Genomic DNA, 20,673 nt, shown 5'->3' with positions numbered 1-20,673 from the left:
TTTATCCCTGTAACTATCGGGGCTCAGAGGCCTTCCTCAAAATTAAAGTATTCTATTTTGATTATACCTGCTGAATTTTATTTGTGATTTTCTGCTTAAACAGCTTTCACGACTTCTTTAAACAGCGTAATCATATTTGGTTCTGCTTTCGCGGCCATAGCAATAATTTCATCAATATTTACCGGTTTTAGGTTATCAGGGTCGCCTTCATCGGTAATTACAGAAATAGCTGAAACCGGTAGCTTTAAATGATTGGCCACAATAATTTCTGGCACAGTACTCATTCCAACAGCATCTGCGCCCAAAACTTTCAGCATTCTATATTCGGCACGGGTTTCTAATTGTGGCCCTAAAAGCGCCGCGTAAACTCCTTTGTGTAATGTAATTCTTTCTTTTTTAGCGATAGTTTCAAAGGCGGCGTTCATCTCGGCATTATAAGGAGCACTCATATCTACAAAACGTTCACCCAATTGGGAAACCCCTTTAAAAGCCAGAGGAGAATCTCCCAGCAAATTAATATGATCGTCAATAAGCATAAGTTCCCCTTTTTTAAATTTCAAATTGATTGAACCAGAAGCATTTGAAACCAGAAGCTTTTTAATACCCAGTTGATGCATAATGCGAACAGGAAAGGTTATCTCTTGCATAGTGTAGCCTTCGTACATATGAAAACGCCCCTGCATCACTACCACTTTTTTTCCTTCCAGCTCTCCAAAAATCAATTTACCTTTATGGAATTCTACTGTGGCGGTAGGAAAATGAGGTATCTCGTTGTAGCTAACCTCTACCTCTGTTTTTATTTCATCTAAGAGTTGACCCAGGCCTGTGCCCAGTATAATCCCTATCTCCGGATTTATAAAGCCTTTTTCTTTGAGGTATTTAGTTGTTTCCTCTATTTTTTGAATCATTTTTTACTTTTTGAAAAATTGCTGAAAATCTTTATGATCTTCAATATCTGAATAATAATCTACATCGTTCCTGGCTTCAAGAAAGCCAATATCTTTTCCTTTTAAATCTTTTACAGTCTCCTGGAAAACCGATGAGGTTCCCCATTCTTTTCCCTGAAAAACTTCCGGGAATAATTGGTTCATACCCAATAAATAATAACCGCCATCTGTAGCAGGGCCAAGAACCACTTCTTTTTCCTGAAGTAAGTGAAAAGCGTTTTCCAGGTCTTCCTGTTTTAAATCGTAAAGATCGCTGCCAATAATAACAATATGTTTATAGCCTTCTTCAAAACCTTCTTTAAAAGCATTTTTCATACGTTCACCCAATTCTTTTCCCTCTTGAAGCTTTTTCGAATATAGCTCTAAATTCCAGATGTCTTTATCTACAATAGCTTCAGAATAATAAACCTTTTTGCTAACAGGAAGATTTTTAGTAACCGAAACAGTATGTTGTAGTAAAAACTTATAAACTTCAAAAGCAGCCGTGTCCCCAATATCTATGGCGAGCCGGGTCTTTACTTTTCCCGGTTCCGGATTTCTTGTAAAGATAATTAATAAGTTCTGGGAGGTTTTTAGGCTCAAAATTTAATGGTTTAGCGAGGTTGGTTAGGCTACGGTACCCTGGCAGCTACTTCCGGCACCGGCGGTACAACCGTAACAATGTTGTGAAATTCTTATTTCGCGATTATTAAGCAGGTCTTCGTTATATTCACTAATATGCTGCACTTTACTATCTACTTTTAAGGCCAGCATTTGGTTAAAGTCGCAGTCGTATAGCCAGCCATCCCAACTTACTGAAATGGTATTGGTGCACATTACACTTTCTACCGCAGCAGGATTGTAGGCTTCTACCAGTGCATACATATAATCTTCATAATTTTCGGAAGCGATTAAATATTCCAGAAAACGACTAATTGGTAAATTGGTGATGGCAAAAAGATTATCGAAATCTATATTGAAATCTTCTTTTAGCGCTTTTTTAAAATCTTTTTGCAAGGCCTCCTGGTTTGTAGGTAAAAATGCACCGGCAGGATTATAAACAAGATCTAATTTTAGGTTGGTGCCTGGCTGTGCATAACCTGCAGCGTTAAGCATTTGCAAGGCTTTAATAGACTTGTCGAATACCCCATTGCCACGTTGCTTATCGGTTTTTTCCCGTTTATAAAAAGGAAGGGAAGAAACTACGTGAACCTTATATTTTTTAAAGAATTTAGGTAAATCATGGTACTTCTTATTTGCCAGTATAATTGTAAGATTAGAACGAACAATAAAATCTTTAATTCCGGCTTTTGAAGCTTCCTCTACAAACCATCTAAAATTTGGGTTCATTTCTGGTGCGCCGCCGGTAAGATCCAGGGTGTGGGCTTTGGTTGTTTTAATAACCTCCAGGCATTGCTCCATGGTTTCTTTGCTCATAATCTCCTTCCGATCTGGACCTGCGTCTACGTGACAATGCGAGCAAACCTGATTACACATATAACCTAAATTAAGTTGAAGTATTTCTAGCTTTTTAGGTTTTAAAGGGGCATTTCCGGTTTCTGCAATTTTATCTTTAAACAAAGGAAGTTCCCCTTTTTTAAAGACCCCGTTGCTTAAAAATGTAAGCTGGTTTTCGGGTTTAGAAAGGTCATCTTTTCTCGCCGATAAAGATTTTAGTAGAGCCATTTTGAAAATTTAATGCTATTGGGAATAAATAATTTAAACTAAAGCAATGAAAAAGGTTTACATGCTTAATTTATCATATTTGTTCATCATTTGTACACCGTGTACCAGGGTCGCTCCACTTTCAATAGCAGCTCCAGTATGCACGGCTTCCATCATTTCTTCTTTTGTGATCCCCTTTTGTAAACCATCTTTGGTGTAAGCATCAATACAATAAGGGCATTTTACTACGTGGGATACAGCAAGGGCTATAAGTGATTTCTCCCTAGCAGAGAGCGCTCCTTCTTCAAAAACTTTTTCGTAGTAATCAAAAAACTTAGCTCCCAATTCTTCGCTCCATTCAGTTATTTTTCCAAACTTCCTTAAATCATCGGGGTTATAATAGGTCTTAGCCATAGCAGTTATTAGGTTTTAAGTTATTTTGGTCTAAAATATCTATTAATACTTACGCAACCAATCAATTTTTCTAAAAATGATATTTATGGATTTTCCAGGTAGTTTTGTGACGTATAAGTTTTTGAGGAAGAGTTGAAGCATAGTTGTGCGCTAGAAACTCGTTATGAGGTAGTTTGTTTTTTGGATATGGGGTTTAAATATTTACTTTGCCTGGCTGTTTTTAAATAAAAGTTGGTTTTTATAATCTATATTATGTATTTTAAGGGCTTAAAATTTTAAAGCCAAACTAACGTATTTAACATTAATATTAGCTTAAAACAAAAATGCTAATGACTTTTAACTATATGTTTTCTTAGAGCTTTATCTTTACCATGAAATATTGAGCATTAGTCCTGCTGCGTTGTTTGATGAGCTGATGTTAATATTGGGATATTGTAAATTGATGTAAAGGGTCTCACCCAATAATTAGATTTATGAGAATAAATGTAAAAACCCTACCAGTAGAGGATATTATCGAGGATATTTCTGAAAGCCTTAATGTTCCGGTTAAGAATGGTAGCGGAGAACATACTATAGAATTGCCAGAACATATAGGTGAAGGCTTTATTAGGGGTATTAGTTTTGATTCGGGAATGGGGTTTATAACTTACAATTGTAAGTTTTATGAAGATGTAGAAATTCACTTTTCGCTAAATACGGTGCACCCTCTAAAATTTATATTTTGTTCTGCCGGAAACACGGGTCATTCTTTTCAGGATACAGAAAAGGTTCATAATATTAAGGCCTTTCAAAATATTATTGTTTCCAGTAGCGGATACAATGGTCATGTGCTTTATTTTAAAGCTAACGAATCTACTCACGTGTCGAGTTTAGAGATAATTCGTTCTGTTTTTGCTCATCGTAGAAATTACGATTTTGAAAACCTTAATCCCACTCTAAAGGAGCTTTTTCAAGACGCGGTGGCAGAAAGACAATTTTTTTATCAGGGGAATTATAGCATTAAAGCTGCTGATATTATGAATGAGATAAATACCAGGGAGTATTCTGGATTTTTGCGTTCTCTATATCTTGAAGCAAAGGCTTTTCAGATGCTGGTAATACAGATTTCGCAATATGAAGATGATGAATCTGGTGATAAACTTCCACAAATTTTAAGACAATCTGATATAGAAAAAGTAGATTATGTGGTGAAACGTATACAGGGGGATCTTGGGAGTAATTTAACAGTAGAATCTTTAGCTAAAGAGGCAGGTACCAATGTAAATAAACTGCAGGAAGGCTTTAAATATGTGTATGATCTTACCGTGAATAAATATATGCAGCATAAGAAACTGGAGGCTGCTAAAGAGATGCTTATGACCACCGATAAGAATATTTCAGAAATTGTGACTGCCATTGGCCTTAACAATAGGAGCTACTTTTCTAAGATATTTAAAGAGAAATATGGTGTGAACCCTAAGTATTTTTTGAAAACCAGAAAGATGCTAAATGATTAGTCTTCTAGAATAATATCTTTTACCTGAGATAAATAGCTGCGGCCAATAACATATCTTTTACCGTTAATCTCCAGGCTGTTGCCTTCTATGGCTTCAATTTTGTCCAGGGAAACGGTATAGGACCTGTGAATTCTTATAAACCTGTTAGGGGGTAAGCTCTCGGTAAAGCTACTTAAGGTTTGATGAATTATATAGCTTTTATTGGGGGTTATTACTTTTATGTAGTCTTTTAAACTTTCAATTAATAAAATGTCATTCAAATAAACCTTTTTCATCTTCTTCTTGTTGATTTTTAGAAAAAGATGTTTGTTTTTCCAGCTTTCGTTATCGTCTTTGTTTTCTTCGTGAATTTTTTTGGCCTTATTTATGGCTTTTAGAAATCTGGGGAATGGAATGGGTTTTACCAGGTAATCTAAAATTTCAAGTTCATATCCTTTTACCGCATATTCTTCATGGGCAGTAGTGATAATAACCTGGGGTTTATCGCTTAAACTTTTTAAAAAACTATAACCGTCTAAAATAGGCATGTTTATGTCTAAGAATAGAAGGTCTACCTTGTTTTCCTGTATAAAATCAAGGCTGTCCAGGGCGCTATTGAAGCTTGCTATTATATCTAAACCTTTTATTTGAGAGATATAGTTCTTAATTACATCTATCGCTAAAGGCTCGTCATCAATAATTACACAATTAAGGCTCATTCTAATTTTAACTTTAAGTCTACTAAAAATTCACACTCTCTCTTATCGATTTTTAGCTCATAATCTTTTTTGTCGTAGCATAGGCTAAGACGTTTTTTAACGTTAGCAATGCCTATCCCTCCTTGTTTTTTAGCTTCCTGGCTTTGCTGGGGATATGTTTTGATTTCTTCTGGTTTAGGTAGGCTATTTATGGCTCTAAAGTACAAAATATCCTCTTTAATAATGAGTTCTATCTTAATAAACACTTTTTTGATGCTTTTATTGGCTCCATGCTTAAAGGCATTTTCAATAAACGGTATAAGTAGCATTGGGGTAATTTCTTTATTAGCTGTATTCCCCTCAATTTTTAAGTCTATGCTCAATTTTTCGCCATATCTAATTTTTTCCAGGTCCAGATAATTCTGTATGCAATTAATCTCTTTATCTAAAGCTTGTAGGTTGGGTTTTGTTTCGTAAATTAAATAGCGCATTAATTCTGAAAGTTTTAAAATAGTTTCAGGGGTTTTGTGCGATTTATTAAGGCTAAGGGAGTATATATTGTTTAAAGTGTTAAAGAAGAAATGCGGCGATATTTGCGAGCGTAAAAATCTTAATTCGGTCTCAAGTTGTGCTTTTTTTAGTTTGGCCGCTCTTTTGTTTTCGCTCATCCAATCTATGGTGATTTTAATAGCAGTAACAAAAGATATTACATATAGTTCTCCCAGCATCATTACCATAATATAGTTAAAACTGAAGCTGGAAGTTTCTCCGGGGCCTTCTGGCCACACATTATTACTTATAAGGAGATATGTGAGTTCAAATTTTAAAAATACCATTAAGAAAATAGAACTCAATAAAAGAAAAATGAACCAAAAGAATCTTTTTGTATAAATAAATTTAGGGATGAGTAGGTAAATAGTAAAATAACATAAAATGATATGTATAGGGAATCCCAGCGAATTTGTTTTAAGGGAATAAAGGTAGTCGCCATAGTAACTGCCCCATCTTAAAGTGTTAAATATAAAGTAGACAAGCCAAAATATTATATGATGAATTGGGTCGATTTTATACTCCCAATTTTCATTTAAAAAAAACTCTTTCTTAAAACGTTTTCGTAATGGCATAGAATGGAAAAAGATAGATTTTAGCTATTCGGCTTTTTTTAAATGTTGTTTGTCTAATATTATTTTTTGGGATGCTGAATATATAAATATTTATGAAATATCTACCTGTATTTTTTTTAATGCAGCATAATTTAAATAAAAAAATGTTTAAAAAATTTTCTTTTTTCTTTTTTGTTTTGCCCTTTATTTTGGTTTCCTGTAAGCAGCAAAATGGTAAAACTAATGATTTTCAAGAACCCGCTAAAAAGCTAACTTCTTACGTAGATCCATTTATTGGTACGGGAGGGCACGGGCATACTTATCCCGGTGCGAGCACTCCTTTTGGTATGGTGCAAGTAAGTCCCGATAATGGGGTTAGTGGTTGGGACTGGTGTTCAGGTTATCATTATTCAGACTCTCTGGTTGCAGGTTTTAGTCATTTGCATCTTTCTGGAACCGGAATTGGTGATCTTGCCGATATTTTGTTTATGCCGGTAAACGAAAAAATAGATCTTACAAAAGAGGTAAAAGAAAGGGAAGATATTCCTTACCTTTCTAAATATTCGCATATAGATGAAACGGCAACGCCCGGGTATTATCAATTATTCCTTGAAGATTTTGATGTTAATGTAGAACTTAGTGCATCGCAAAGAACTGCTTATCATAAATATACTTTCGGGGAAGGTGAAGAAAAATCTGTAGTAATAGATTTGGGTTTTGCAATAAACTGGGACGAACCTACAGAGACGTCTATTAAAGTAGAGGACGAATATACTATTAGTGGTTATAGGCACAGTACTGGTTGGGCAAACAATCAAAAAGTATTCTTCGTAGCTAAATTTTCGACTCCAATAATTAAATCTGAATTATTTTCGGGAGGCAAAGCAGCCTCAGCAGCTCAGGTGAGCAATAAGAAAACTTCAGCTCAATTGTATTTTGAAAAAGATCCTAAAGAACTGCAGGTGGCAGTGGCACTTTCATCGGTAAGTCTTGAAAATGCTAAAGAAAATCTGGATGGGGATGCGAATTTCAATTTTAATGATACCAGAAAACAGGCGAATCAAACCTGGGAGAAAGCGCTTTCAGGCATCACCGTAGAAACTCCTACAGATTCTTTAAAGACCATTTTTTATTCGGCACTTTACCATACAAAATTGGCTCCGGTTATTTTTAGTGATAAAAACGGGGAATTTCGTTTACAAAACGACAGTATTGTTCAAAAAGATTTTACTGCATATTCCACTTTATCGCTTTGGGATACATTTAGAGCGCAAAACCCTTTGTTGACTATTACGAATCCCGATATAACCAGTGATATTATAAATAGTATGTTGGTATATTATGAAGAGAGCGGAAGCCTTCCAGTTTGGACACTTTATGGAAACGAAACAAATACCATGACCGGTTATCATTCGGTTCCTGTAATTGCTGAAGCTTACTTTAAAGGTATTAAAGGTTTTGATGCTGAAAAGGCCTATGAGGCATTAAAAGCTACAATGATGCAAGATGACCGAAACTTAAAGGAATTGAAGGAATATGGTTATATACCTTTTAATTTAGGGGACGAATCGGTTACCAAAACTTTAGAGTATGCTTATAACGATTGGTGTGTGGCGCAAATGGCTGAAGCTTTGGGTAAGCAGGAAGATTATGAATATTTTTCAGAAAGGGCTAAGGCCTATAAAGAATTATTTGATCCTGAAACTGGGTTTATGCGTGGTAAATCTCCAGAAGGAAAGTGGAATACGCCTTTTGATCCCAAACACTCCAACCATAGGGTAGATACAGATTATACCGAAGGTAATGCCTGGCAACACAGTTGGTTTGTATTGCACGAGCCACAGGATTTAATAGAGCTTCATGGAGGGCCAAAACCTTTTACTGCTAAGTTAGAGCAATTATTTACTGAAAGTTCTGAAATTACCGGAGATAATACCTCGGCAGATATTTCAGGTTTAATAGGGCAATATGCACACGGGAACGAGCCCAGTCATCATATTGCTTATTTGTTTAATAAAGCAGGACAACCCTGGCGAACACAATTCTGGGTTCGTGAAATATTAAAAACCCAGTATAGTACACAACCCGATGGGTTAAGCGGAAATGAAGACGCGGGACAAATGTCTGCCTGGTATGTTTTTAGTTCTATGGGCTTATATCCTTTTAATCCCGTTTCAACCGAATATGAAATTGGGAGTCCGATTTTTGAGAAATCAACTATTAAACTAAAGAACGGAAATAGTTTTAAAATTATAGCTAATAAGGTTTCCGAAGAAAATATCTATATCCAATCTGCTACTTTAAACGGAAAAGATTTCAACCAAACTTCTATTTCTCATAAAACACTTTTAGAGGGTGGTGAATTGGTGTTTGAAATGGGCAGTACACCCAATAAAGACTGGGGTGTTAAGCATAAAGACTAAGGAATGGGACTAATAGATGTTTTAATTATTGCGCTTTACCTTTTTCTAACCATTTTTATTGGAATATGGGTTTCAAGAAAGGCTTCTAAAGGTCTGGATTCTTATTTTTTGGGTGGAAAAAGTATTAAATGGTATTACTTAGGGCTAAGCAATGGCTCGGGGATGTTTGATGTTTCAGGTACTGCCTGGATGGTGGGCATTCTTTTTCTTTATGGGGTTAAGAGCTATATGTTTATGTGGATGTGGCCCATTTGGAACCAAATTTTTGTGATGATGTTTCTGGCAGTCTGGATTAGGCGGTCTGGGGTAATGACGGGTTCTGAATGGATTCTTACCAGGTTTGGTGATGATAAAGCTGGTAGGGCTTCACACCTTATTGTTGCTATTTTTGCCGTAATCGCTTCTATAGGTTTTATTGCCTATTTTTTTGAAGGGGTAGGTAAATTTATGACGGTAATTCTTCCATGGGACCTTTCGCTCTATATAGGCGAATTTAACCTCTTGAATTCTGAGCAGTCTTATGCCTTGCTTATAATATTCTTTACCACTATATATACGATAAAAGGAGGGATGTTTTCTGTGGTGACTACTGAGGTTTTACAATATGGTATCATGGTGCTGGCAGGTGTATTGGTGGCTGGATATACTTTTGTGAGTTTTACCGATGCCCAGGTGAATAGCCTTATACCTGAAGCCTGGAAAAGTGTTTCTATTAGTAATGAACTTCAAGGCTTTTGGGAAGGAAAAAAAGAGCCGTTTAATGCTCTTATAGATTCTCAGGGTTATAAAATGTTTGGGGCTTTTATAGGGATGACACTTTTTAAAGGCTTTTTTGCAAGTATTGCCGGGCCTACGCCCAGCTACGATATGCAACGTATACTTTCTACCAGAACAGTAAAGGAAGCTGCATACATGAGTGGTTTTACCAACCTTGTTCTATTTGTGCCTAGATATCTTTTAATAGCTGCAGTAGTACTTTTAGGCCTGGTGTATGTAGCTCCCGAGATGACGGCTGCAGGTAATATAACAGGAGATGATTTGGAGGTTATTTTACCAAAAGTAATTAATAATCATGTGCCGGTAGGGGTTAAAGGTTTGTTGCTCGCCGGTTTGTTGGCGGCATTTATGTCTACCTTTTCTGCTTTTGTAAACGCAGGCCCTGCCTATATTGTGAACGACATTTATAAAAAATACTTTAAGCCTAAAGCAACAGATCGTCACTATATTAAAGCCAGTCATATTACATCTATGTTAGTGGTGCTATTGGGGGTTATTATGGGCTTTTTTGCCGATTCTATTAACTCTATCACTCTCTGGATTACCAGTGCACTGTATGGTGGCTATGTGGCTGCCAATTTCTTAAAATGGGTTTGGTGGCGTTTTAATGGTTGGGGTTACTTTTGGGGAATGCTTTCTGGCTTGTTAATCGCCACTACTCAATTTTTTATGGATCAAAACAAGGCTAACTTTGTTCCCGATTCCTTTTTATATGAAATTGCTCATGTTCCGGCCATATACCTTTTTCCCGCAATCTTTTTATTCTCTCTATTAGGATCTTTCCTGGGTACTTATTTTACCGCCCCCACCAGTATGGATACGCTAAAAAGTTTTTATAAAAATGTGAGACCATGGGGTCTGTGGAAACCGGTGCTAAAAGAATTGCAGGCAGAAAATGCAAAAATAAAAGGTAACAAAGATTTTGGGATAGATATGTTGAACTGCCTTGTTGGAATAATATGGCAGTCTACGATGATACTTATGCCAATATTTTTTGTGGTAAGGGATTACCCTAAAATGGGAGCAAGCTTTTTAGTCTTTCTTTTAAGCTCTCTTATTCTTAAATTTACATGGTTAGATAAAATTAGAAAATATAAAAATTAATATGGAAAATAATATTCCCTGGCAAGACAGGCCGGGCAATTCTAAGGAAGTGATGTGGAGATATAACGAGAACCCTATTATTGATCGTTATGCCATTCCTAGTTCTAATAGTATTTTTAATTCTGCAGTAGTCCCATTTGAGGATGGTTATGCCGGGGTGTTTAGATGTGATAATAAAGCTGTGCAGATGAATATCTTTGCCGGATTCAGTAAAAATGGGATCGATTGGGAGATAGAACATGAACCCATCGATTTTAATCCTGGTAATACTGAAATGATCGATTCAGATTATAAATACGACCCCAGAGTTACTTTTATTGAAGATCGGTATTGGATTACCTGGTGTAATGGATATCACGGGCCTACCATAGGAATTGGATACACGTTCGATTTTAAAAAGTTTTATCAATGTGAAAATGCATTCCTTCCATTTAACCGAAATGGCGTTTTGTTTCCTAAGAAAATAAATGGGAAATATGCTATGTTGAGTCGTCCAAGTGATAATGGACATACTCCTTTTGGTGATATCTATATTAGCTATAGCCCCGATATGAAATACTGGGGCGAGCATCGCTGCGTTATGAAAGTATCCCCTTTTGAAGATAGTGCCTGGCAGTGTACTAAAATTGGTGCGGGGCCTGTTCCTATTTTAACTAAAGAAGGTTGGTTACTTTTTTATCACGGGGTAATTAACACCTGTAACGGATTTAGATATTCGGTGGGGGCTGCTATTTTAGATGAAAACGAACCGGATAAAGTAAAATATCGCTCTCAACCTTATTTGCTGGCACCGGCAGAACTATATGAAACAACGGGCGATGTGCCAAATGTACTTTTCCCTTGCGCGGCTTTACATTCAGAGGAAGAAGATAAATTGGCGCTTTATTACGGTGCTGCAGATACGGTAACATCGGTTGCTTTTGGCCACCTTAGTGAGATTATTGATTATGTGAAAAATAACAGCCTTTAATTATGAAATATAAATTGCTTGTATTCATTATTGGTGTGTTTGCCCTAAATTCTGCTTATGCCCAAAATCCGCCAAGATCTTATATAGCTTATAAAACTATCGATGAGATTGAGATAGATGGTAGGGCTGAAGAAGCTTCATGGAAAGAAGCACCCAGAAGTAAGGATTTTATTGATATTGAAGGCGATAAAGTGCCAAAATATCAAACCTATATGAAAATGGTGTACGATGAAGATAACCTCTACTTCTATGCAAAGATGAAAGAGCCTCACATCTGGGGAACACTAAAACAACGTGATACGGTGATTTTCTATAATAATGATTTTGAGATTTTTATAGATCCAGATGGAGATACCCATAATTATATGGAGTTTGAAATGAACGCCTTAAATACCGTGTGGGATCTTTTTATAGTAAAGCCCTATCGTGAACCGGCACCCATTGTTGATAGTTGGGATATTCAGGGCTTGCAATCGGCCGTACATATTTCAGGAACCTTAAATGATGCCTCAGACGAAGATGATTATTGGAGTGTTGAGGTTGCCATTCCCTGGGAGGTTTTAAAAGAAGCGAATATCCATAATAATATTCCGGAAGAAGAATTCTGGAGGGTTAACTTTTCGCGGGTAAATTGGGATTTTGATCTTACTGAAGGTAGATATTCCAGAAAGAAAGATAAAAATGGTGAATATTTGCCTGAATATAATTGGGTATGGTCACCACAGGGAGTTATCAATATGCACGAACCTGAGCATTGGGGTTATGTATACTTTTCTTCAAAAAATGCCGGGGAGCAGGACGAGTTTGAAATACCTGAAGACGAAAAGGTTAAATGGATGCTTTACAAGCTCTACCGAAAGCATAAAAACTATTTCAGTAAAAATAAAAAATGGGCTTCAAGCATCAGTGAAATTGAAAATAAACCAATTAAGCTAAATGGTGAGACCTTACAGCCTAAACTGGAAACTCATCTTGCCGGATGGAATATCGCTGTAATAAGCCCTTTCACCGGGAAACAATATATCATAAGAGAAGATGGTAAAATTTTAACCTCCAAAATTAAATAATATGAAAACTAAACTTTTATTAATTGCTTTAATAGCCCTTGGGTTTACTTCCTGCCTGGATAATGTGGCAGCTTCAAAAAAGGATCAGGATGATACTGCTTCTGTAGAAAAGCAGGACGACTTTAAATTCTGGGTATGGACTACCGCAGACCCAAAAAGAGCAGACTCTTCTTATACTTCTGAGTTTAAAAAATATAGCGAAAATGGAATTGAAGCGGTACTTATTAATACCAATACCGATCCTGAGCTGCTTTCGCGTTTAACTCCTTTGGCTAAAGAAGAAGGACTGGAGGTACACGCCTGGATTATGGCTATGAACCGTCCCGGAGATAGTGTAGCATTGCAAAATCCAGAGTGGTACACAGTAAGTAGAGATGGAAATTCTACCCACGATACCAGACCTTATGTAGATTATTACCAGTGGTTGTGCCCTACGCGTGAAGAATCAAGAAATCATGTATTAGGCCTGGTAGAAGGTTTGTCTAAGGTAGAAGGTGTGGCTAGTGTGCACCTTGATTATATAAGATTTTCTGATATCTTTTTACCAATAGGCTTATTGCCTAAATACGATTTGGAACAAGAAGAGGAACTTCCTGAGTTTGATTTTTGTTACTGTGATGTTTGTGTTGCTGAATTTGAAGAAATTCACCACAAAAATCCAAGGGACTTTGAAAATCCTGCCATAGATATGGAGTGGAAACAATTCCGCTTAAACAAAATTAGAGATGTGGTTAATGATGCTTATAAAATTGTACACGACAATAATAAGCAATTAACTGCAGCCGTTTTTCCTTATCCTGAAATGGCAGATCATATGGTACGTCAGCGTTGGGACAAATGGGAAATTGACGCCGTTTTACCAATGATCTACCATAACTTCTATAATGAGGAGGTAGACTGGATTGGGTATGCCACAAAACAAGGGGTTGAAGATTTAAAAGGAAAAGATACCGACTTGCACACAGGAGTGTACTTACCACCTATGAGTGGAGAAGATGTTACTGAAGCCATTAAACTTGCAAAAGAAAATGGGGCTAAAGGAATTTCGTTTTTTGATGGAAATGCACTTACCAAAGAGCAATTAAAAGCTATAAAAGAAGCGAGTAAGTAGATGAAGAATTTAGGTTTGTTTTTATTAATGTTGTTTACTGTTTCTGCTATTGCCCAAAAGCATAGGCTAACAGAATATGTAAACCCTTTTATTGGAACCGATGGCCCGGGAAATACCTATCCCGGTGCCACCGTTCCTTACGGGATGGTTCAATTAAGTCCCGACAATGGCATTGGAGGCTGGGATCGTATTGCTGGTTATTTTTATCAGGATTCTATAATTAGTGGATTCTCCCATATGCATCTTTCAGGAACCGGTGCAGGCGATCTCTATGATATTTTAGTGATGCCCACCAATAGTCGTTTTTCTAAACGAATTCCTGAGAATAATAATAAACCTTTTTCACATTTTAGCCATGATAAAGAAGAAGCTTCTCCCGGGTATTATTCGGTAGAGCTTTTAGATTACAACATTAAAGCAGAACTTACTGCAACCAAACGAACAGGAATACAGCGATATACCTTTCCTAAAGATTCCTTATCCCAAATTCACGTAGATTTGGGTTATGCGCTTAATTGGGACCGTCCAACTGAAACGCATATTAAAGTAGTAAACGACTCGGTTATTGAAGGTTTTAGAAAGTCTACCGGATGGGCCAACGATCAACGGGTTTATTTTGTGATGAAGCTCTCTAAACCATTTAAAAGTTTTAAACTTTTTGAAAATGGCAACCTGGTTTCACAAGAACAAATAACAGGAACCGATACCAAGATTATCCTGAACTATAAAACTACTTCAGGAGAACAAATAGTTTTAAAAACAGGTGTTTCTTCAGCAAATATTGAAGGGGCATACGCCAGCCTGCTAACAGAAGCGCCTCATTTTAGTTTTGATAAATACAGGGCTCAAGCTAATGATATTTGGGAGCGTGAGCTGAAAAAAATAAAAATTACAACTGCCAATAAAGATCAGAAATCGGTTTTTTATACCATGATGTATCAATCTATGTTGGCGCCAACTCTGCTTAGTGATCCTAACGGAAATTACAAGGGGGCAAATGGCGAGGTGGAAACAGCTAAAGGTTTTGAGCGTTACGATACTTTTTCTTTGTGGGATACGTTTCGGGCAGCGCACCCACTTTATACAATAATTCAACAGGAAAAAGTGCCCGATTTTATTGAATCGATGCTAGCTCATTACCAGGAAACAGGCTTGCTTCCGGTTTGGTCTATGCAAGGAAATGAGACCAACATGATGCTTGGTTATCACGCCGTTCCGGTGGTGGTAGACGCTTATTTTAAAGGTTTTGAATTTGATGCCGAATTGGCTTATAAAGCCTGTAAGGCAAGTGCTATGGCCAATGACCGGGAAATTGATGTTTACCGGGACTTGGGGTATGTGCCGGCAGGTGAAGATAATGAAGATTGGAGTGTTTCAAAAACACTGGAGTATGCTTACGACGATTGGTGCATAGCTATGTTTGCAAAAGATTTAGGCAAAACTGCAGATTATCAATATTTTTTAAAACGTTCCCAATACTGGAAGAATATTTACGATGAACAAAGTAGTTTTTTTAGGCCTAAAACTGAAGAAGGGGAATTTGTAGAAGATTTTGTAGCAAAAGAGTATACAAAGTACTTTAGTGAAAGTAATGCCTGGCAATATTTTTGGTTTGTGCCACAAGATATTCCGGCATTGATAAAAGAAGTAGGTGGCGAGCAACGCTTTGAACAAAAACTGGATTCTATGTTTACCTATCATCCGCTTGCTACAGATAAACTTCCAATATTTAGTACAGGTATGATTGGGCAATATGCTCACGGTAATGAGCCCAGCCATCACGTAGCCTATTTATATAATTATTTAGACAATCCTTCTGAAACCCAAAAGCGGGTAAGGGAAGTACTTACAAGCCAGTATAAAAATGAACCGGCGGGACATTGTGGAAATGAAGATTGTGGACAAATGTCTTCCTGGTATATATTTAGTTCCCTTGGGTTCTATCCCGTAAATCCGGCACAGGGCACTTATATTCTTGGCGCCCCTCTTTTTGAAAGTGCCGAAATAAATTTACCCGGGAATAAAATGTTTAGTATAAAAACAGAAAATTATGCTCCCGAAAATATGTATGTGAAAAGCGTACACCTTAACGGGAAGAAGCTGGATCGTGCATTTATAACTCATAAAGAAATAGTCTCAGGTGGTGAATTAGTCTTTAAAATGACCGATAAACCCGAAAAGAAAAAATCTAAAAACAGAAAAATTAAAACACCAAAGCCAAATAAAATTTACTAATGATGAAATCTTTATCCTACCTACTTTGTTTAACAGTATTAGTTTTGTCGGCCTGTTCGGGGAACAATCAAAAGACTTTTTCAGAAGAGGAATTAAGCCTTATTCCCAAGCCTACAGAATTAAATTTAAAGGAAGGGAGTTTTAATTTTACAAAGGAAACCGGCTTTGTTTTAGAAGGAGAAAATCAACGTGATATTGCAGAATTATTAAGTGCGAAGTTTGAAGCTGCTGCAGGCTGGGAATTAAAAATCTTTGAAGAAAAACCGGAAGCTAATTTTATCCAGTTTAAAGAAAATAAAGAGTTAAATGATGAAGCTTATAAGCTCGATGTAAATGATAAGAGAATAGTAATTGAGGCTGCTTCTTATTCGGGTTTTGTTTATGCACTTGAAACTATAAGGCAGTTGTTACCGCTTGAAATTGAGAGCGAAGAAAAAATAAGCGATATAAACTGGCAAATTCCTCAAATCGAGATAAGCGATGAGCCCAGATTTGAATGGCGTGGGTTAATGTTAGATGTTTCCAGACATTTTTTTGAGAAAGAATATATTTTCAAAACTATAGATAGACTGGCATTCTTAAAAATGAATACCCTGCATTTGCACCTGGTAGACGACCAGGGGTGGAGAATTGAGATTAAGAAATACCCAAAACTTACCGAAGTAGGTGGTTTTAGAGTAGACCAGGAGCATAAACACTGGGATGCCCGTAGTGAGAACAAGCCTGGAGACCAAGCAACTTATGGAGGTTTTTATACCCAGGAAGATATTAAGGAAATCGTTGCCTATGCCGGTAAACATGGGATAGATGTAATTCCCGAAATTGAAATGCCCGCGCATGTTACCAGCGCTATTGCTGCCTACCCGGAGCTATCCTGTACCGGTAAACCGGTTGCTGTGCCATCGGGTGGACTTTGGCCTATAACCGATATCTATTGTGCCGGTAAAGACGAGACCTTTGAATTTCTTGAGAACGTATTGTTGGAGGTAATGGAATTATTTCCTGCAAAATATATTCACGTGGGAGGTGACGAGGCAACCAAAACAGAGTGGGAAAAGTGTGACGATTGCCAACGTAGAATAAAGGAAGAAGGATTAGCCGATGTAGAGGAGTTACAGAGTTATTTTATTCGCCGCATGGAAAATTTCCTTAGCTCTCATGACCGCATTTTGATTGGCTGGGACGAGATTTTAGAAGGAGGACTGGCACCGGGTGCTACTGTAATGAGCTGGAGAGGTACTAAAGGTGGCTGGGAAGCTTCAGAGCAAGGTCATGATGTGATTATGACCCCTGGAAGCCACGTGTATTTTAATTTCTATCAGGGTGATTTTGATACAGAACCTATGGCGTTTTCTGGTTTTACCCCCTTAACCAAGGTTTACGAATTTGATCCGGTTGTAGATAGCATGAGTGTGGCCCAGAAAAAACATGTACTTGGTGGCCAGGCAAACTTATGGTCTGAGTTTATAGATTCGCCAGAGCTTTCAGAATATATGCTTTTTCCAAGATTGGCAGCATTGTCTGAAGTACTTTGGATCCCGGAAGAGGATAAAGATTGGGCAGATTTTTCTAGAAGGATGCAGGTAATGTTTAAGCGTTTCGACCTTATGGGTATTAATTATGCTACCAGTGCTTATTCTGTAACCGCCCAGAGTGAAGTTGATGCGAACTCAGGTGCTATTGAAATAGCTCTAAATACCGAGTTTCCGGATGCTGAAATTAGATATACATTAAACGATAAGAATTTAAATGCTTCTTCTGCAGTATATACCGAGCCTATTCAGGTAGATACCAGTAGCTTATTAAGAGCCGCTGTTTTTGAAAATGGAAAACCCAAAGGTGATACCCTGGTTAAAAACTTTCATTTTCATAAAGCCGTAGGGAAAGAGGTTACTTATAAGCCTATGTATCACGATAGTTATACCGGGGTAGGAGAAAATACTACGGTTAATGTGATTAGAGCTACCAAGAACTTCCACGATGGCCAGTGGCTTGGCTGGTTAGGAGAAGATGTAGAAACTACTGTAGACTTGGGTGAGCTTACTAAAATTGAAAACCTAAAAGTTGGTGCCATGGAAAACCAGGGCTCTGGAATTTATTTTCCGGTTAAGGTCACTGCTTTTGCTTCTAAAGATGGAGAAAACTTTACAAAAATTGGGGAAGTTTCCAGAGATTTTAAAATCAATGGCGCTATTGGCTTAAAAGATTTTGAAATCAATTTCGAGCCGCAAGAGGCCAGTTTTATTAAGTTAAAAGTAGATGTTTATAAAGGCTTACCGGGAAAAGGTAGAGCCTGGTTGTTTTTAGACGAAATAATTGTAGAATAGCTGTAAGCCTAAGTTTATAAAGGTGTTCCGTTTGGATAGATGTTTTAGCATTAAATCAAAAAATATTAAAATGAAAGTAAGTTTATTGTTCAGTACGCTTTTTACACTTGTTTTTACAGCAAGTACCTTTGCGCAAGAAAGAGAAGTCTCTTATGTAAATTTTGTAAATACTTTAATGGGAACCGATTCTACTTTCGATTTGTCTAATGGGAATACCTATCCGGCTATTGCCCTGCCCTGGGGGATGAATTTCTGGACACCCCAAACGGCTGAAATGGGAGACGGCTGGGCGTATAAATATGATGATTATAAAATTCGCGGAATAAAGCAAACACATCAGCCCAGCCCCTGGCTAAACGATTATGCAGCCTTTTCTTTAATGGCAGTAACCGGAAATTTGAAATATGAAGAAGAAGAACGGGCTTCCTGGTTTTCTCATAAAGCTGAAACCGCAAAACCGCATTATTACAGCGTTTATTTAGCCGATTATGATGTTACTACAGAAGTAGCACCAACTGAAAGAGCGGCTCACTTTAAGTTTACTTTTCCAGATTCAGATAGTTCTTATATTGTATTAGATGCCTTTAATAAAGGATCTATGGTAAAGATTATCCCTGAAGAGCGTAAAATAATTGGATACGCCAGAAATAATCACGGGGGTGTACCTGATAATTTTCATAATTACTTTGTAGCTCAATTTGATAAGGATTTTGAAATTAAACATACCTGGAAAGACAATTGGGAGCTTCAGGAAAATTCTACTAATGCAGAAGCCGACCATGTAGGGGCTATTATTGGTTTTAAAACAAAAAAAGGAGAGGAAGTTAATGTAAAAGTTGCTTCTTCCTTTATTAGTCTTGAGCAGGCACAACTAAATTTGGATTCTGAAATTGGAGATAAAGATTTTGAGGAAGTAAAGGCCAATGCAAAAAAGATATGGAACCAGGAACTTGGTAGAATAAAAGTAGAAGGTGGGAATTCAGACCATATAGAAACTTTTTATTCAAGCTTGTATAGGGTTTTGTTATTTCCAAGAAGATTTTATGAAATAAATAAAGAGGGAGAGCGTGTGCATTATAGCCCGTATAACGGAAAAGTTTTACCGGGTTATATGTTTACCGACAATGGCTTCTGGGATACTTTTAGGGCTGTATTTCCTTTTTTTAATATGATGTATCCCGAATTGAATAAAAAGATAATGGCCGGTTTGGCCAATACCTATAAAGAATCTGGATGGCTGCCTGAATGGGCCAGCCCGGGACATAGAGGGGTTATGATTGGTTCTAATTCGGCCCCCATCATTGTAGATGCCTATTTAAAAGGAAATGTTTTCCCTGAAGATGTTGATGTGCTTTTTGAAGCAATACTTAAAAATGCAAATGTCGAGGAGGGGCGTCCGGTATCTTCTGTAGGAAGGGAAGGCGTTGATTATTATAATGAATTAGGCTATGTGCCCTACAATGTAGATATTCACGAAAATGCTGCAAGAACCCTGGAATATGCCTATGCCGATTGGACTATAGCCGAAATGGCGAAAGATTTGGGCAAAGAAAAGATTGCAGATCGCTTTTATAAGCAAGCTTATAATTATAAAAAACTTTTTGATCCTTCTACCAATTTAATGCGTGGAAAGAATGAAGATGGAACTTTTCAGGAGCCTTTTAATCCTTTAAAATGGGGAGATGCTTTTACAGAAGGTAATAGCCTGCATTATACCTGGAGTGTGTTTCAGGATGTTGAAGGGCTTATTGACCTAATGGGTGGGAAGAAGCAATTTACTCAAAAATTGGACACCGTGTTTGAAATGCCACCTAAATTCGACGATTCTTATTACGGCTTTACCATTCACGAAATAAGGGAAATGCAAATAGTGAATATGGGGAATTATGCCCACGGAAATCAACCTATTCAGCATATGATTTACCTATATAACTATGCCGGCCAGCCTTGGAAAACCCAACAAAGGATTAGGGAAGTACTAACTAAACTCTATGCCCCAACGCCAGATGGTTATCCTGGAGATGAAGATAACGGACAAACTTCGGCCTGGTACGTATTTAGTTCATTAGGATTTTATCCCGTTACGCCGGGAGCTGATCAATATGTAATTGGTAGCCCGCTTTTTGATAAAGCAAGCCTACATCTTGAAAATGGTAAGAAGTTTGAGATTATAGCTAATCATAATTCTGAAGAGAACTTTTATATAGAATCGACGTCCCTCAATGGACAGGAATGGAATAAAACCTATCTAAATTATAACGATTTAATGCAAGGGGGGACACTTCAGTTTGAATTATCCAATACGCCTAATACTAAGAGGGCTGTTACTAAAGAAGCGTTTCCCTTTTCTATGAGTTCAGATAAAAACTAATTCAATT

General features: G+C 37.2%; 15 protein-coding genes. 9 read left to right on the top strand and 6 right to left on the bottom strand.

Annotation, left to right across the window (positions count from 1 at the left end):
* Positions 1-95: 95 nt before the first annotated feature.
* The 4 genes from GUB10_RS10055 to GUB10_RS10040 are packed head-to-tail and all read right to left on the bottom strand — an operon-like array spanning position 96 to position 3,005.
* Positions 96-908, bottom strand: coding sequence for a purine-nucleoside phosphorylase (locus GUB10_RS10055; RefSeq protein WP_193711321.1), 813 nt, complete (start codon positions 906-908; stop codon positions 96-98).
* Between the two features lie 3 nt (positions 909-911).
* A complete protein-coding gene (locus tag GUB10_RS10050; RefSeq protein WP_193711320.1) occupies positions 912-1,529 on the bottom strand; it encodes a TIGR04282 family arsenosugar biosynthesis glycosyltransferase in 618 nt (205 codons plus the stop codon).
* Positions 1,530-1,553: 24 nt separating this feature from the next.
* Positions 1,554-2,612 (bottom strand): arsenosugar biosynthesis radical SAM (seleno)protein ArsS, encoded by a 1,059-nt coding sequence (gene arsS, locus GUB10_RS10045; protein WP_193711319.1) that lies wholly within the window; start codon positions 2,610-2,612, stop codon positions 1,554-1,556.
* Positions 2,613-2,669: 57 nt separating this feature from the next.
* Complete coding sequence (locus GUB10_RS10040; RefSeq protein WP_193711318.1) at positions 2,670-3,005, bottom strand: arsenosugar biosynthesis-associated peroxidase-like protein; 336 nt, start codon at positions 3,003-3,005, stop codon at positions 2,670-2,672.
* Positions 3,006-3,478: 473 nt separating this feature from the next.
* Between GUB10_RS10040 and GUB10_RS10035 the strand changes: the two genes are divergently transcribed.
* Positions 3,479-4,501 carry an AraC family transcriptional regulator gene (locus GUB10_RS10035; RefSeq protein WP_193711317.1) on the top strand — a complete coding sequence of 341 codons (1,023 nt, stop codon included), beginning with the start codon at positions 3,479-3,481 and terminating at the stop codon, positions 4,499-4,501.
* Here the strand turns inward: GUB10_RS10035 and GUB10_RS10030 are convergent.
* On the bottom strand, positions 4,498-5,199 hold the full coding sequence (locus GUB10_RS10030; protein WP_193711316.1) for a LytTR family DNA-binding domain-containing protein: 702 nt from the start codon (positions 5,197-5,199) through the stop codon (positions 4,498-4,500). The genes GUB10_RS10035 and GUB10_RS10030 overlap by 4 nt on opposite strands.
* Positions 5,196-6,014: a sensor histidine kinase gene (locus GUB10_RS10025; protein ID WP_353956835.1), complete on the bottom strand. Its 819-nt coding sequence runs from the start codon at positions 6,012-6,014 to the stop codon at positions 5,196-5,198. The genes GUB10_RS10030 and GUB10_RS10025 overlap by 4 nt, the downstream gene beginning before the upstream one ends.
* Before the next feature lie 431 nt (positions 6,015-6,445).
* Here GUB10_RS10025 and GUB10_RS10020 point away from each other — a divergent pair, with 431 nt between their 5' ends.
* The 8 genes from GUB10_RS10020 (at position 6,446) to GUB10_RS09985 (ending at position 20,666) form a co-directional block, all read left to right on the top strand.
* Positions 6,446-8,704, top strand: coding sequence for a GH92 family glycosyl hydrolase (locus GUB10_RS10020; RefSeq protein ID WP_193711314.1), 2,259 nt, complete (start codon positions 6,446-6,448; stop codon positions 8,702-8,704).
* Between the two features lie 3 nt (positions 8,705-8,707).
* Entirely contained in the window at positions 8,708-10,585 is a 1,878-nt protein-coding gene (locus tag GUB10_RS10015) for a sodium:solute symporter family protein (RefSeq protein ID WP_193711313.1), read from the top strand.
* A 1-nt stretch (position 10,586) separates the two neighbouring features.
* Positions 10,587-11,555 carry a glycoside hydrolase family 130 protein gene (locus GUB10_RS10010; RefSeq protein WP_193711312.1) on the top strand — a complete coding sequence of 323 codons (969 nt, stop codon included), beginning with the start codon at positions 10,587-10,589 and terminating at the stop codon, positions 11,553-11,555.
* 2 nt (positions 11,556-11,557) lie between these two features.
* The gene (locus GUB10_RS10005) at positions 11,558-12,622 is read left to right on the top strand and encodes a carbohydrate-binding family 9-like protein (RefSeq protein ID WP_193711311.1); all 1,065 of its coding nucleotides are present in this window, start codon (positions 11,558-11,560) and stop codon (positions 12,620-12,622) included.
* 1 nt (position 12,623) lies between these two features.
* Entirely contained in the window at positions 12,624-13,733 is a 1,110-nt protein-coding gene (locus GUB10_RS10000; protein ID WP_193711310.1) for a putative glycoside hydrolase, read from the top strand.
* Positions 13,734-15,968 carry a GH92 family glycosyl hydrolase gene (locus GUB10_RS09995; protein WP_193711309.1) on the top strand — a complete coding sequence of 745 codons (2,235 nt, stop codon included), beginning with the start codon at positions 13,734-13,736 and terminating at the stop codon, positions 15,966-15,968. It abuts the gene before it with no gap.
* A complete protein-coding gene (locus tag GUB10_RS09990) occupies positions 15,968-18,295 on the top strand; it encodes a family 20 glycosylhydrolase (RefSeq protein ID WP_227740365.1) in 2,328 nt (775 codons plus the stop codon). Before GUB10_RS09995 ends, GUB10_RS09990 begins: the two co-directional genes overlap by 1 nt.
* Before the next feature lie 70 nt (positions 18,296-18,365).
* Positions 18,366-20,666, top strand: a complete 2,301-nt coding sequence (locus GUB10_RS09985; protein WP_193711308.1) for a GH92 family glycosyl hydrolase — start codon at positions 18,366-18,368, stop codon at positions 20,664-20,666.
* Positions 20,667-20,673 lie beyond the last annotated feature (7 nt).

This window comes from Salegentibacter sp. BLCTC, from assembly GCF_015143665.1.
GTDB lineage: Bacteria > Bacteroidota > Bacteroidia > Flavobacteriales > Flavobacteriaceae > Salegentibacter > Salegentibacter maritimus.
The sequence above is the reverse complement of the archived record's forward strand: the minus strand, read 5'-3'. Positions and strand labels throughout refer to the sequence as shown.